General features: G+C 59.8%; 10 protein-coding genes. 4 read left to right on the forward strand and 6 right to left on the reverse strand.

Annotated features, from left to right (window positions below):
* Positions 1-47: 47 nt before the first annotated feature.
* Together CA85_RS18570 and CA85_RS18575 are read right to left on the reverse strand one after the other, a co-directional pair.
* Positions 48-1,127 (reverse strand): UbiA family prenyltransferase, encoded by a 1,080-nt coding sequence (locus CA85_RS18570; protein ID WP_146392856.1) that lies wholly within the window; start codon positions 1,125-1,127, stop codon positions 48-50.
* Positions 1,128-1,152: 25 nt separating this feature from the next.
* Complete coding sequence (locus CA85_RS18575) at positions 1,153-2,379, reverse strand: hypothetical protein (RefSeq protein WP_186775037.1); 1,227 nt, start codon at positions 2,377-2,379, stop codon at positions 1,153-1,155.
* 246 nt (positions 2,380-2,625) lie between these two features.
* Here CA85_RS18575 and CA85_RS18580 point away from each other — a divergent pair, with 246 nt between their 5' ends.
* The 3 genes from CA85_RS18580 to CA85_RS18590 all read left to right on the forward strand — a co-directional run bounded on the left by CA85_RS18580 (position 2,626) and on the right by CA85_RS18590 (position 6,129).
* Positions 2,626-4,023, forward strand: a complete 1,398-nt coding sequence (locus tag CA85_RS18580; protein WP_146392857.1) for a hypothetical protein — start codon at positions 2,626-2,628, stop codon at positions 4,021-4,023.
* A 124-nt stretch (positions 4,024-4,147) separates the two neighbouring features.
* Positions 4,148-4,855, forward strand: a complete 708-nt coding sequence (locus tag CA85_RS18585) for a hypothetical protein (RefSeq protein WP_146392858.1) — start codon at positions 4,148-4,150, stop codon at positions 4,853-4,855.
* Positions 4,856-4,869: 14 nt separating this feature from the next.
* On the forward strand, positions 4,870-6,129 hold the full coding sequence (locus tag CA85_RS18590) for a DUF11 domain-containing protein (RefSeq protein ID WP_246112960.1): 1,260 nt from the start codon (positions 4,870-4,872) through the stop codon (positions 6,127-6,129).
* Between the two features lie 680 nt (positions 6,130-6,809).
* Here CA85_RS18590 and CA85_RS18595 read toward each other — a convergent pair.
* The 4 genes from CA85_RS18595 to CA85_RS18610 form a co-directional block, all read right to left on the reverse strand.
* A complete protein-coding gene (locus CA85_RS18595; protein WP_146392860.1) occupies positions 6,810-8,141 on the reverse strand; it encodes an IS4 family transposase in 1,332 nt (443 codons plus the stop codon).
* Positions 8,142-8,348: 207 nt separating this feature from the next.
* Complete coding sequence (locus tag CA85_RS18600; protein WP_146392861.1) at positions 8,349-9,428, reverse strand: DUF1207 domain-containing protein; 1,080 nt, start codon at positions 9,426-9,428, stop codon at positions 8,349-8,351.
* 323 nt (positions 9,429-9,751) lie between these two features.
* Positions 9,752-11,170, reverse strand: a complete 1,419-nt coding sequence (locus tag CA85_RS18605; RefSeq protein ID WP_146392862.1) for an HD domain-containing protein — start codon at positions 11,168-11,170, stop codon at positions 9,752-9,754.
* Complete coding sequence (locus tag CA85_RS18610; RefSeq protein ID WP_246112961.1) at positions 11,167-11,934, reverse strand: hypothetical protein; 768 nt, start codon at positions 11,932-11,934, stop codon at positions 11,167-11,169. Before CA85_RS18610 ends, CA85_RS18605 begins: the two co-directional genes overlap by 4 nt.
* 229 nt (positions 11,935-12,163) lie before the next feature.
* On the opposite strand from CA85_RS18610, the gene CA85_RS18615 reads away from it, so the two are divergent.
* Entirely contained in the window at positions 12,164-14,572 is a 2,409-nt protein-coding gene (locus CA85_RS18615) for a protein kinase domain-containing protein (RefSeq protein WP_246112962.1), read from the forward strand.
* Positions 14,573-14,597: the final 25 nt, after the last annotated feature.

Below are 14,597 nucleotides of genomic sequence, written 5' to 3' on the forward strand. Positions count from 1 at the left end.
AGAATAGCCGTAGGTCAGCGCAGCGCCATCTACGGTGTCTCAGTCACTCACGTCATTCGGAATCGGGCGGCCAAGACGCGCGACGGGATCAGTAATGCGAAAACCAGAATGGCGATTTCGGGTCCGACGGCGAGCATGGTGATGGTCGCCGAAATGGGAATGATCGCCATCAAGGCGGATCCAATCGTAGCTCCGATCCGCTCCGGGGAAGGGTTTTTTGCCGCGACGAACCCGCGATAAAGCGCCGTCGCGAGCATCAACAGAATCGCGGTGGGAAAGATTACGACGGGGTCGACGCGCCATGCGGTCATCCACGCGTCGGATCCATCGCCCAGCGGCCAGCCCGCCATCCGCGGCGCAAAGGAGAGCATGATCGCACCGGCCACCATCATCACTAAGCCGACGGGCAGGTGGAACGAGCGATCCCCCACTGCTTCGCGGCGACCGAACGTGGTGATTCCCGCGATATACGTTCCCATGCCGATCGCAAACGACAGGACAACGGGCGTGAGTCCCCACGCAATCGGATCTCCCAACCTCACACTCTGAAGAGTTCCCAACGCCTCGGCTCCCGTCAGTTTGGATAAAACGGCATTGGCCGAAGTCGCTCCGAGCAGGAAACTCAGTGTCCGGCAGGCGCCCATCAGCAGCGGTGCCAACGGCGTGCGTTTGAGCGGTCCGTCATACAGCACAATGCCGACGCAGAGGGCGACCGCGACCGCCGTCGGTATCCAACCCAGCGGGCTGTCGCACCACAGACCCATTACCAGTGGCGGCGCGACCCCAGCGAACAGGAGGCTCCAACCGACGCAGCGGGCCGTGCCGACTGAGATCGCCCGGCGGGCCAGCGGCCGGCCGCGGCGAGCGCGGACATCACGGCGCAGATCGAACACATCATTGAGAATCATGCCGGCCCAGTACAGCGACACTCCTGCGATCAAGGCCAATGCGAGCGCCGTCCAGATCGCGCGCGCGTCGGAGGTCGATTGGATGGCCTGCCACGCTCCCGTGTACCAACCGCTGCCCCCAAGGACCAGCAGGAATGCGGCAGAAATGTCAGCGATGACCGTGAATACATTGGGCAGACGCACCAATTCGGCCCAGGATTTCCATTTCGCTGTGTTCATCGTTGATCGTTTCAGGGATAGGTCGTTACCGCCGCAGCATGCGGCTTTGGCGTTCAGTGATATGAATACCATACCTGGAAAGATAGCGATCGGTATCGTTGGTGAAATTCACTTCCATGTCCTGGTTCTCAAACCGGAACCGACCGATCGGCGGCGTTGAGATCGGTCGAATCGAATACAGTTCGATCAGGCTGATGAGCTGGGTTGGATCCGACCTCACCGTGGGAGTGGCCGGGGCGGATTGGTCCACCGCAGAAGGAGGCGTGGTGGCAGACTCTGCGGCAGCGGCCGTGTCCTTAGCAGCCGTGTCTGCTGCAGTCGGGCTCGTCGGAGGAGCCGGGGGCGTGACAACGGGGTCGGCATAGAATTCGAGTCGCAGCGGCAGCCCTCGTCCAAATCCCGTTTCCGGCGAGGCCGACTTGGCGACCGCCACAACGACTTCGGTTGGATAGAGCTCAGGCCATGCTTCCGAGCCGAATTCAGTGAGCCGTTGGGCTCGGACTGCCGGTTTCAATTTTCCCCGGACGATCCAAACGTCACGCTGTTCGAGTCTCCCCGACGCCAGCGTCAAATCATGATCCGAAGCGATCCGTTCGAGCATCTCGGTCCAGGCGCCGACCCGCACACTCGGCGGCAAATGGCTGGCGATTGGTGCGTCGGTCGCATCGGTTTGGCGATAGACGGGTGCTACCGCTCCTTGGACCCATTGATCGAGCCGGCCGACATCGACCCGCTGCAGCGTGACCTCTTCGCCGATCTGTTCGCGGGTCCAGGCCAGCCGCCCGTCGCTGATCTGTTGCAAGGTGTGTTTGCCGTCGCCGTCATGCATCGCGACTTGGAGATTGAACCAACCGCTGCCATCGCCAGCCTGTTCGTAGGTCCCCACGCCGATGACTTCGCGATCGCCCACTCGGACCCGTTGGCGGATTTTAGCGTCGAAGGCGGGGCCGAGGGCGATCTGTTCGATCACGCGGGCTAACAAGCGGCGGGCCGGCGCGATCGTTTTGACTGATTCTGGATTCTCCGCCGCCGGTTGCTGCGTGGGGGCTGTCGGTTGTTGGGCGGGCTCTGTTGGTGATTGGGCAATCGCCAACCGCGGTAGCGAGCCCAGCGTGATTGCCAACGCCAGGCCTACCCAGATCACGCTGGCCGGGGGCATGATCGATGCCGCTTCGCGGCGGCTATTGGTCGGAGCAACCCTGCAAGAATTCAGCCAGGGAAGAGGCCGACGGTGGTAGGAATCGATCTTCATATGCAGGTTGTGACGATTTTAGCAAAGATTCGGAGCTTCGATTGCCGATGCAACCCCATAGCGATGGGTCCAACTGCGGATTCAGAGCCAACGGCGACGCGATCGTAAAGATCGGCGGTCGTCCAAGTCCATCCCATTCGATCCCGATTCGTCTTCAGGCGAATCACCACCCGTTCGATTCTCTTCGTAATTCTCAATGGAATTGCCAGGGAAACCCGAACTCAGCGACCCATGACGGGGGAAAAAATGAAACGAATCGTCACTCATTTGGCGCTCACGGCGACCACGGCGTTCATCGCCTCCGGGTGTGTGCCGGTTCGCCACAACATGCCACCGGAGCAGCGTATGATGCAGCCCGGACCTGGCGTTGGTGGCCCCGGCCCCGGAGTACTCGGACCCTCTTCCTATGGCCCCATGATGGGCGCAGCGGAGAAAGCGGATTCCGCTGGTCAAGCACTCGCCAGTAGCGAGCAAGAGAAAAGCAAATCAACCGGCGACAAGCTCGCCGGGGACAACCCAGCGATCGCGCAGGTTGGTTACGATCAAGTCGACGTGCAAACAGCGGGATTCCGCGCCATGCTCCAAGACGGCGGAGCAGCCGATTGCAACTGCGGCGGTCACGGCACCGCCGGGGCCGGATCGAGCTGTCTAACGGGTGGTGGCGGCCAGTCGATCCCACCGGGAGGCGGTGTGATGATGGCCTCGGGCATGCCCGGCATGGTCAGTACCGCCCAGGTCACCTTCGGCACGCCTGACGGAATGCACGTTCGCTACGATGCGACCGGAGCGGGGATGTTCGACAGCGAACCGCTCGTCGTGCCCGCCCGGCAAAACTTCCCTCAAGGTGGTCTGTACCGCTTGAAGTTGACTAATATTCCCAGCCGTCCCGGCGTGGAACTGTATCCGACCGTGGAGTTGGCTTACGCCAATCCACGCACCGGAGCCTACCTGGCTCACAACTCGGTGCCGTTGCAGTTCAGTGAAGAGGATTTTGACCAAGTCCTGACGGGTAACTTCGTCACCAAAGTCATCTACCTACCGGATCCCGAGTTCCAGGGACCCGCGATCGCAGGCATCGATACGCTCGTCAGCACACGGCTCGATCCAGGTATCGATCCGATCGTCGAAGCCGATCGTCGGGGTAGCATCCTCGCCATCATCCGTCTCGGTGACAAAGACATCGAGATGGCCGGAGGCAACCTGGGCGGTATCGCCAGCAGCGGCATGATGGGACCACCGATCACAGGTCTCCCATCGCCATTCGCACCGGCCATGACCGATGGTTGTGGTGGCGGCGGTCCCAATGCGGGCAAGGTCGGTGCTCCACCGAACCTGCCTGGCATGGTCGCTGGCGTGAACGCTCCCCAGTACGGAATGCCTTACACCGGCACGCCCATTGGATTGCCTGGCCCACCGCACATCCCATTGGGATCACCGGCGGGACTGAAGAGTCACACGATCCGCAACCACACGGCGATGCACATGCCTCAACCGGTCGAGAACGTCAAAATCGATGTTCGTCAGCAGCCTGGCATGAGCTATCCCAACCCGGTTAGCCGCATCAAGGTGACCGAGCAGAACATCCATCCCGGTGTTCCCAACGCTCGACCGCTGTATGACCAACAAAGTCAACGCGTCTACTAATCGCAGGCGTCTGTAGCCGAGCGAAGCGGACTCCTGTAGTCCGCTTCGCTTGCGTTGAAACCCGGTGGGATTTCCACCGATTGATGATGATTGGCATCGGTACCCGATACGAAACGATCAAGTAATGTCACGAACATCTGTTCTCCTGCTATTGGTTATCTCCGCGGCAGCGAGTATCACCCAGGCGGCTGATCCGCGAGAGATCCTTGGGGCTCCAGGGGGCCACGCGTTGCTGACCGGTGATATGCCCGCGGGCGTGGTCGCCGCGACCCGCCAAAGCATGGGATATCAACAGCCTCCGCCGACCTACTACCAGCCTGTGGAGTTTCATGGCCCCGAGGGCGTGCGATTCTCATTGGCCCAGTACGGTTCCTTTGAGGAAGGCGAATCCAACCTGATGGCTGGGTTGATGATCGGCCAGGTCTATCGCTTCCGGGTGACAGGCATCCCGCAGCAAGCCGGTGCCGAACTCTACCCGACGATCGAAATGGTCGACCGCACCTATCCGCCACCGGGACTGGCGACCTCGTATCCCATTCCGATCAACCTGGATCAAAACGATCTGATCGCTGCACTCGAAGGGCGATTGGTGACCCGTGTGATCTATTTGGAAGATCCACAGACCGCCACGCCGCTACCCGAAGGTCCCAACGGACCGGCAGCGATCGATGTACCCGAATACCAAGACCCGCTGGAGATCGCCGATCTACGCGGTCGCACGGTCGCCATCCTGCGGATCGGCTCACTCGCTCCACCACGGGCAGAGGTCCTGCAATCTCAATTCTTCTTCGGACACCCTTCCTGGGCCCCCATTTTCAAGCCACAGCCATGAACGCTTTCGCGGAAATGTCCAACCATCTACCGAAGACATCCATCTGGAAACACCTGGGCGCGCTGTTGTGCGTCACGGTCGTGGCCAGCGGATGCACAGGGGTCCCGAAGACGGTCCCATCTCCTTCGCCCATTGCAGGGAAAGCCGCGCCGCAGGCTGCGCCGGTACAAGAGGACGCTCTGTCGGTCGCTCCGACGCCCACTCCCAGCAACAGCATCGCTCAGGTCGGCTTTCGACATCGGGCTCATGTAGGTGATGACAATTGGGTCGGCGACAGCTGTGGTTGCGCCTCCGGTCCCTGCGCCAATCCCGGTGCCGCTTGCGGCAACCCGATGGCCACTGCCTGTGCGCCTCAACCATGGCAGTATGACCCACAAGAGTACCTGTGTGACGGTGGTGACCAGCCACCCAGCGCCGTCCTCACTCGCGATGACCGCATCCGTGGACTGCAACCCCAAGACACCGTGACCCACTACACCACCGAAGCCGGTGACATCGAGTTCGCCGCCTCGAACCGGGTCTGCGTGTACTCACCTCGTTTCGGCAATGTGCGGCGCATCACCGGTGCGATTCAAGGCGACGGGGCGATCGCGGTTTCAGGAACTTCACGGCCGGTTGGCCCGCAGGGTGTCGACTACGACCTGCCCGGATTGGTCATGACCGATACCGTCGAGGTGGGCCAAGAAGAATTCACTCGCCGGATCGACTCGATGCGTGATCGCAATCGCGGCGTTCGCATCGAAAGTGTGCAGCAGCCGCGACAAGCCGCCGACGTGCGGACCGTGCTCGCGGGGATTCAGAATGTCGGCATCTCCGAACTCGATGAGTCGTTACTTGCTCTCATCGAACGCTATGCGGTCGCGGCAACGATCTGGACATTGGACGAGAGCGTCGAAGTCGCAATCGAAGACCTCGCGCCACCGGTGCTGACTCGCGATCAGCGAGTAGACGCCTTGGTCGTCTATGAGTTCCCTGGTCCCGGGCGACTCAATCTGCTCAAGCTTGCTGACAAGAAGCATGCCGCCACCGGCGACACCGTCACGTTCGCTCTCCGTCTGCAGAATGTCGGCGACTCACCTGTCTCCGGCGTGGTCGTGACCGACAACCTCGTCACACGGCTCGAGTATGTGGCCGACAGTCAAACGGCGAGTGTCGATGCTGAGTTTGAAACCAAGCCCAATGAAGCGAACTCGTCCCAGTTGATCTGGCGTCTGAAAGAAGAACTCGCCGTCGGTGACAGCGTCACGATCGAGTTCGAGTGCCGGGTGCGTTGATCTACTGCATCTTTCGTCCCCCCGCCGGCTTGGAGGTCGTGCCGTTTTTTAGCTGCTGTGCTGAAATGATTGACTTCACCCGCCCGGCGAAGCTGGGAGGGTCGGAGGACGAGCCTTTCGCGAGTCTTCCGGGGAGGGCCGACAGCGCAACGGAAAGTCCCATACCAGCGTGCCGCCCCTCCCCGAACCCTGCTTCGCTCGGTTCGCCCCTCGCCCAACTTTGGAGCACCGCTTCTACCGCATCTTTTGCTATCTGCCACATGGTTCCTCCGCCGAGACAAGCTCGACGGAAGGATGTCTCACAGGTGTCAGTCGCTTAAGTCCACGCCATTCGAGCCGAGCTCCATTTCTCCCGGCATCGTCAGAACAACGGTTCGCCAGCACGCCGCCAATATCTGGATGCTACCGCGATGCCTTCAAAATCCACCACCCTGAGTCTGCACTGAAAAGATTGCATACCAGCGATGGTCGAAGCCAACGCGACCAAAGGGTGCTCCCGTCGGATGAGCCCAGATTTCCGGAAAGTGCGAGGTGAGTGATGACTCCAATGGCACGTTGTGAGGTCTTGGTCTCGATGAAGTGACGATAGCTCAAGTTGACACGCTGTTGATTACCCACAAGTATCCCGAAAGGGATGATAGAAAATAGCCGTCGGTCAGCGCAGCGCCACCTCATAGGCATCAAGTTAAGCAGTACTCGAGGAGGTTTGGGTCGGCGAGCAACTCCATTGTTCCTGGTTTTGCCTTGCGTTTGGTTCTTTGGCAACGACGTCGGACGCGGGAGATGAGACGATTGAAAAAATCCACCAGTTGAGCACTCGATGCGTTGAGGTGACTGGCGATTTCCGCCGCCATCTTCGCAATCAGTGATGCCAGCTTGGCGAAACTAATCGCTGTCGCTTCAGGCCATCCGATGATAACGATCAACCAATGCTGCAAGATCGCAGCGCAAAGGCGAATCCACAATCTTGTCATTTTGATCTCGTCGTCACGTCCGTCCAGCAGATCGATCTGACAATTGGATTTCCAGCGTTTAAAAAGCAGCTCGATTTGCCATCGGCTGCGGTACATGATGATCGCTTCACGAAACGAAAGTTGGTCTTCGCTCAGATTCGTAATCAGATATTCCCACGCACAGTTCGCAAGCGCTTTCTCACTCGGAGTTCGACCACGATCGATCAACGATTGACGCAGTTTTCTGCGGCGTGCGTTTTCAATCTGTGGGGGAACCCTCCAAGCAATCAGTCGGCACGCGAGTTTGTTTTTCGTTCCCAAGATGACTTCTTGATCGATCGCGCGGACTCCCTGGCGAGAAAGCCACGCGATCAGATTCATACCTTTGCCGCCGGAGCAAAGCGAAACAGTGTGCTGCGTACGACTGAGGAAGAAGGCCCCAGCAGCGTGAATCATTGCGAAAACAGCAAGATTGAAATAGCCAAGATCGGTTATCCGGAGCGAGCCTGCGGGCGGTCGAATGTGTTGGCGGTCGGTCCCTTGGTCGGGTTGCTTGCCGGGTTCAATTTGAATCCCTAAGAGCTGGCCGCTCTTGAGATCCAATTCTGTTTGCAGCTTCAGTGCTGATTTGACGTGACCATTTCGAACACCGCATCCGCGATAGGTTTCGGCTTGGCTATCAGGCAACGCGATCACCGACGAGTCGATCAGACGCACCTCGGTAAACCGATCCAGGATAGTGGTCAGCGGACCCTCCGCTCGCACCACCACCTGAACCATTTTCTCAAAGAGTGTTCGGAAGAAGACTTGCAGCTGGGGGCTGTAGCGTTGCTCGACGGCTTGCGGCGAAATGCTCACCCCCAAACTGGCGGCGGTGTCAGCGATGTGATCCGCACCGGCGCGAGGATCTGAAAGAAATCCGAGGATGAACGCCTGGGCTAAAGAAACGGGTGAAAACTTCCTAACGCGTTTGACGCATTTGGCGACATCATTGGCCTCAACGGCAACGGTCGAAAAAGTGGTCTGTAGTAAATCGGCCAGCGCTGTTACTCTGTCCATGCGGAAACTCCGTTCTCCGAGGTGACGAGGTTGTAATTCAAGTCACTTTATGAACGGTTTTCCGCTTTTTTTATAGATCAATCCTTAACTTGATGCCTATGAGGTGGCGCTGCGCTGACCTACGGCTATTTTCTATCATCCCTTTCGGGATACTGGTGGGCAACCAACATCGCGTTGCTAGGGTGAGCCGCGACGCGTGGGCGGACTTTAGTAGTCGAACCAGATTCCCCAGCCGAGATACTCATCACTGCGCTGGAAGAACGAGAATTGGTTGGTGGGGCCTTGGCCGTATTGGAAACCGAACCGGAGACGTTGTGCCGACCGGGAGCCCTGCAAGGCCCATCCGGCTTGGAGCGTCGTTTGCATGTGGTACTCGGTGGCTTCAAAGAAGCCGAGGTTCGCCGCTGCGAAGGGAGCGATCCAGCGTGAAGGCGAAGGTGCTGGCGTCCACTCCGCACCGGTTTGAAATTGCCACGGCTGAGCACCGCCGGCGCAGTGGACCGCATATGCCGCCTCGCCGTAGAGCCGAACGGGTTGCGTCGGTTTATAGCTGACGCCCCAAATCAGCGATTCGGTGACATAGTTGATCCGCTCGAACGTTGGATTGCGAATCAGGTATTCGTCGCCCACATGGGAGCTGATGTGAAAGTATCCGGCCTTCATCGCCCATGGACCTTCCGCCCAAGTCAACTCGGTGCCGAAGCGATAGTCCACCGACTCCACATCCTGGGACTCCCACATATCCAAACGGGTGATCGCGGCGCCCTCGAGGTCCCACTGCCAGCCGTGAGGATCCGCCGCGCCCGGCGTTCCATACCGCAACAGGCCGACGCGTCCGCCCAAGGTCGCGTCCCAGAAAAACCCTCCGTCGTCGTCGCCAAAGAGAATCGCAGAAATCCGCGGCTCTTGAGGTCCGGCGAGGTAGGAATGCCAGAGCAAACCCTGGGGCAAGACAATCCATTCGTATTCCTCACCACCCGCTGCCGACGATGCGAACTGGGCCGGCACGAACACTGTCGTTTCGGAGCCCGTGATCTCACCGGGCGGGTAGGCTGCATCGACGCCCAAGGTCTCCGTGCCGAACTGCGTGCTATCAAATTCTTCCGTCGCGGCCGCCATCGAGGGGGCGTCGCCAGGGAAGACAAGCGGAGCGATCGGAGGTGGTTCCTGGGGCGGATCGGCCAGCGGAGCGTGGTCGCTGAGCAGAACCGGCAGGTCTTTCTCGCCTCTCGCTGTGGTCTCCTCGCTAGCGACCGAGGATTCGGCAGCCATTGAAGGAGTGCTCATCGCAGCGACGACGGCATACAGCAACGCTAGCGCAGTGCGTCGCGATCTCCCATCTGCCATCGTAACGAACCTCTCGGTTTTCTAGGTCCGCACGTTGCATCGGTCTGCGACGTGCCAAGTGAGAATGCTGTGCCGCCCGGTAGCAATCAACCCGACACTTTTAAAGATTTCGACTCAAGAATTACGCCACGACGAAAGGACAGCCTTTCGTCATTTTGCAGGTGAGTCTGGTTGTAATGGTCGGACGATTGGGCTGCCCCGCGTGAGACTTTTCGTAAAAATCTTAGTGGCACACGCACCTGCCAAGGCTCCCCGATACCGTGCTAAACGACGCTATCGTCCGTCAGCTCAGCTGCACGGGTCAGGCCGGACTGCACCCACGCGTTGGCGTCGTCAGTGAGCTCGCCGATGGCATCGCGAAGGTTGGCAGGTACGAATACGCGAACGCGTTTGACATGGTTATCAAACTGCCGATTGGCGAGTACCGAGGCCACCGGTGAAACGTCGCCGAGGGTCATCACGTCACCGCTGCGAGTAATCACGTCGATATTGATATCCACCTCGAGTTTGACCGGAGGCGCATCGATCAGAACCAAGCTTGGATCAATCTCCCTGCCGAGCTCTTCGCTCCAGATCTTCGCCAGCGAACGGGAGCATTCGACCAACCACCAATAGGGGCGGCGGGCCAGCAGCGAGTGGACTTCACCGCCCGACTCCACATTGAATTCAGCAGCCCGTTTGAGCAAGGTTCGAGAGGGGCCGAAGAGTCCTTCGACCAGTGTTTGCACCGAGCTGGCCGCAGCGGCGGCCCGGAATGCGGCGATCCAGTCCGCGTCGGCAAGATCGCACCATGCGGCGAGGTCGCAGGTGATTGGATGAGTGGAGTGGTCGGTTTCGTGTTGCAGGGCAAACAGGGCCCGCTGCAACATCGCCGTCGCGGCGCGAACCGTGTGGTGCCAGTAGACTTCGCTGAACATCACGTAGCGACCAAACACCATCATCTCCGCTGCGGTTCGCCCCTTCTCACTGATCGCGAGTTGAGGCTGCGATGGATGCGGGCAGAGCGCCGAGATAATTCGCTCGGGATCGAAATTGCGACCGTAGGGCACTCCCGCATGCAGGCTGTCGCGTTGCAGGTAATCGAGTTTATCGATATCGATGGGCCCACTTAGGCAGCTCGCTAAGAACGAGACATCCCGGGAGGTGAGTTGGCACTGGGGGCGATCGGCAAACGACTTCGGTCGCAGGATCGCCATCACATCATCGGCTGTGCAGCTCCAGTCTTGCTGCAGGCAGACTGCGATCTCCGAGTCTCGCAGGATCGCGGCCACCCGGTCTTCGTGCTTCCGCATTCCGGCGCCCAACTGGCGGTTCGGTCCGCTCAGCGAGTTCCCCATGTCTTCGATCGGATGACAGAACGGCCAATGACCCGAGTCATGGACCAATGCCGCCACGATGAACGCTTCCTGGGCCAGCGGATCGAATGTGTTGTCGAGCGAACTGAAATGATCCAACACCCGCAGGGCGTTGGCGTAAACGCCGAGGGAATGTTCCAAGCGGCTGTGGGTGGCGCCCGGGTAAACCAGTGAAACCAAACCCAGTTGGCTGATCGAACCGAGTCGACGCAGCGGCGGCGTATCGACGAGCCGGCGAACCCGCCCGGTCATCGGCACGTCCATCGAGGGCGGGATGCGCACCCGCGATGAGCCGCGTCGCAGTGAAGCGATTTCAGGGATAGTCACCGGGCGACAGGCTCCGCAGCCCGCTCGGCGGGGGCACCTGCGGCCGGTCCGGCATCGGGTAGGGCTCGACGGCCGACCGGTGTTTTGCCTGCCAAAGTGACCCCAGCGACCAGGGCCAAGATGATCACAACGGAATAATAGAACCCGGCATGCGCCAAACCATTGGGAAACTCCAATTCGAAACAGGCAACCGATGCGAATGCTCCTAACACGAGCATCACGCAGAAGGTTATCCCTGCCATCGTCCAGCTCATCTCACTGGCCGACTCGAGATCGAGCACGTAGGCGGGGACGAACGCATAGACGATCCACGTCGCCACCAACAACGCAGAACAAACCAAGACGCGATTGCGTAGTTCGACACCCGTGTAAGGAGCCAACTCGCGATCATGGACGAACGTATAACCAATCCGAACGAGCAGCGGCGCCAGCAGGACGACACCGAGCAGTTGCCCCCACAGCGGTGTGCCACCGGTCAAGCGAAACGCCAATGCAACGGCAAACAACGCGACCACACCGGCTGCCGCCATGAACAGCATCCGATTGGTCAGTACGGGATCCTCCGCCGTGATCGGTTTGAGAACACTGCGTCCCTTGGAATCCTTAGGCGATTCGTCCTCAGGTGCGTGAACGACAACCTGTTCGGTCAGTTCGGGGACCTTGATCGACTTTTTGCAGGCGGGGCAGGGTCCCGACTTGCCCGCGAACTTATCGCTGACCTGGAATCGTTTGAAACAATGGGGACAAGTGACTTGAATCGACATCGCGACTCGCTGACGAGAGAGAAGACGTGGGGCAGGAAAGCGGGCGCCGTCGCGTGGGAGGCTGATTGGAGGCCCGCCGCATTCTAACCTGCTTGGTCGAGCGTTTCACCCACCCGTTGACGGCGGTCGCCGGGTTGCATGCGACAGGGTATCCACCCGATGATGGACAGGCACTGCGCGAACTCTGTGTCGATCAACTTTCCCCCTCCTAGCCCCAGTGGAAACCAGGGTGTCCAACCCCTCTTCACCGTCGCCGCCGGACGATCTCAACGGGAATCTCGATGACCGGTCCATTGAGCATACCCAAGCGCAGGGATCGCTCGACCAGGCCGCTGCGCGCCGGCGGTCGATGATGCCGACCATGCCGCCGGCGGAAGTTCCCGGTGTGCGCGTGGAGAGATTCCTCGGGGCGGGGGCGTTCGGACAGGTTTGGGTCGGCAAGAACCTGAACACGGGACGCGGTGTCGCCGTCAAGTTCTATCTGCACCGCGGCGGAGTCAACTGGTCGCTGCTCTCGCGGGAGGTCAAGAACCTCGTCCAGCTCTCAGGCGATCGTCACGTCGTGCAGGTTCTCGAAGTGGGTTGGGATGCCGACCCACCCTACTATGTGATGGAACTCGTCGCAGGCGGTTCGCTCGAGGATCTGCTGCGACGAAGAGGACGTTTGCCCTTGAGCGAAGCCGTTGGGTTGTTCCAGAAGATCTGTGTGGGTTTGAACCACTGCCACAGCAAAGGTGTGCTGCACTGCGATATCAAGCCAGCCAATATATTGATCGCCGACGACAACGAACCCCGGCTCGCTGATTTCGGGCAGAGCCGGATGTCCCACGACCAAACGCCTGCGATGGGGACGCTGTTTTACATGGCGCCCGAACAAGCTGATTTTCATTCCACCCCCAACAGTGGATGGGACGTCTACGCCGCGGGTGCGTTGCTGTACCGGATGCTCTCGGGCAACGCCCCACACCGAGATCAATCGCTGCTTTCCCAGCTCGATACCGCAGGCTCGTTGCCGGGGCGATTGGCCCGCTATCGAGAAGCCATTTCGGCAGCTCCGCCCGCCGTGGATTCGCTATCACGACGGGACATCGACCGGCCCCTACGACGTATCCTGCAAAAGTGCTTAAACGTTGAGCCAAACCAACGTTATAGCAACATGCAGCAGGTAATCGATGACCTACAGCGCCGTGAAGTGAAGCAGCAACAACGTCCCATGATGCTGCTCGGGATCGCCGGACCATTGCTACTGCTGATCGCGACGTGTGCCTACGCCTACCGTGGGATCAATGGTGCGACCGAAACTGCGACGACCGCGTTGCGACGCGAAGCGTTTGGCAGCAATCAGCTGGCCGCGCGATTTGCGGCGCAAACACTCGAAACCGAAATCGAACATTACTTTCATTTGGCGGAGGCAGAGGCGACGCGTGTTGAGTTCAACGACTTGCTCCGCGACACACTCGCCGACCGGGAGGTGGAATCAGCTTTGAATGAACTGGGGACTTCGAAATCGCCCCGCGCGGCGCTCTCGAAAACCGCTGCTCGTGACACATTGCTCGACAACCCCACACGGTTGCGGCTCAATGACTATCTCCAGCAGCGGCTCCAGTCGCATACTTCCGATACAGGCCTCAGCGGGGAGCGGCAACCGCTCGACTCCCTATTCGTCATCGACTCCTCAGGGACCACCTTTGCCAGTGCATTTGGTGGTTCTGTCCCTCGCAACAAAAACAGTGCCGGGCGCAACTTTGCATTCCGCACCTACTTCCACGGGGGGCAAGATGAGCTCCCCGCGACGGTCTCGCTCGATCAGGTCGATCCCCTCGAGGCGACGCACCTCTCGTCGGCATTCCAAAGCACCTCGACAGGACTATGGAAAGTCGCCATCAGTGCACCGATCGACTTGCATCCTGATGACGAGGACCAACGTGTCGACGCGATCTTTGTCGCGACCATCAACGTGGGCGATTTTGAACTTCTGCGTGAGAATGATGTCGCGCCGAATCATCCGCGTCGCTCCGGAAGTCAGGTCGCGGTCCTCGTCGAAGCCCGTCAAGGACCACTGCGTGGTACCGTCTTGCAGCATCCCTTGATGGATCAGCACCGCCGGACGGGCGAATCGTTGTCGGACAGTCGTTTCCAAGTCGATTCGGATCTGGTGGACCAATTGCTCGAGGGAGGCGATGTTGGCTATCGTGACCCGATGGCTCAGGCGCCCGGTGGGAAAGCCTATGCCGGAGAATGGATCGCCGCGATGCAACCGGTGACCTTGCCGCGCCCTCTAAGCAGCGAAGAGGATGAAGAGCCTGGCGTCGACCGGTCGGGCAGCGGAGTCGCAGGGGTTGCGCAGCGGGAAAGCACATCGCGCGGAGCATCTTCCTCCAACGGAGCCCAGAAACGTCCCACCGATCTACTCGTGCTCGTGCAGTACCGACTCTCCGATGTCCTCGGCCCAGTGGGTGAATTGCGGCGGTCTCTCTTCCGGGAAGGTTTGACAACGATCGCATCGATTCTGTTGGTCACTTTCATTCTGTGGTGGGTCGTCCGCCGCAGCGGTGATGACGAAGGCACCACCACACCGCACCCAGTGGAGCCATCCGACAGCACCGCCGAACCCGGCGAAACGATGCCGGTCAACTAGAAACCGTCTCAACACGATAGAATGC

Origin of the sequence: Allorhodopirellula solitaria, from assembly GCF_007859855.1 — a bacterium.
GTDB classification, from domain to species: Bacteria; Planctomycetota; Planctomycetia; order Pirellulales; family Pirellulaceae; genus Rhodopirellula; species Rhodopirellula solitaria.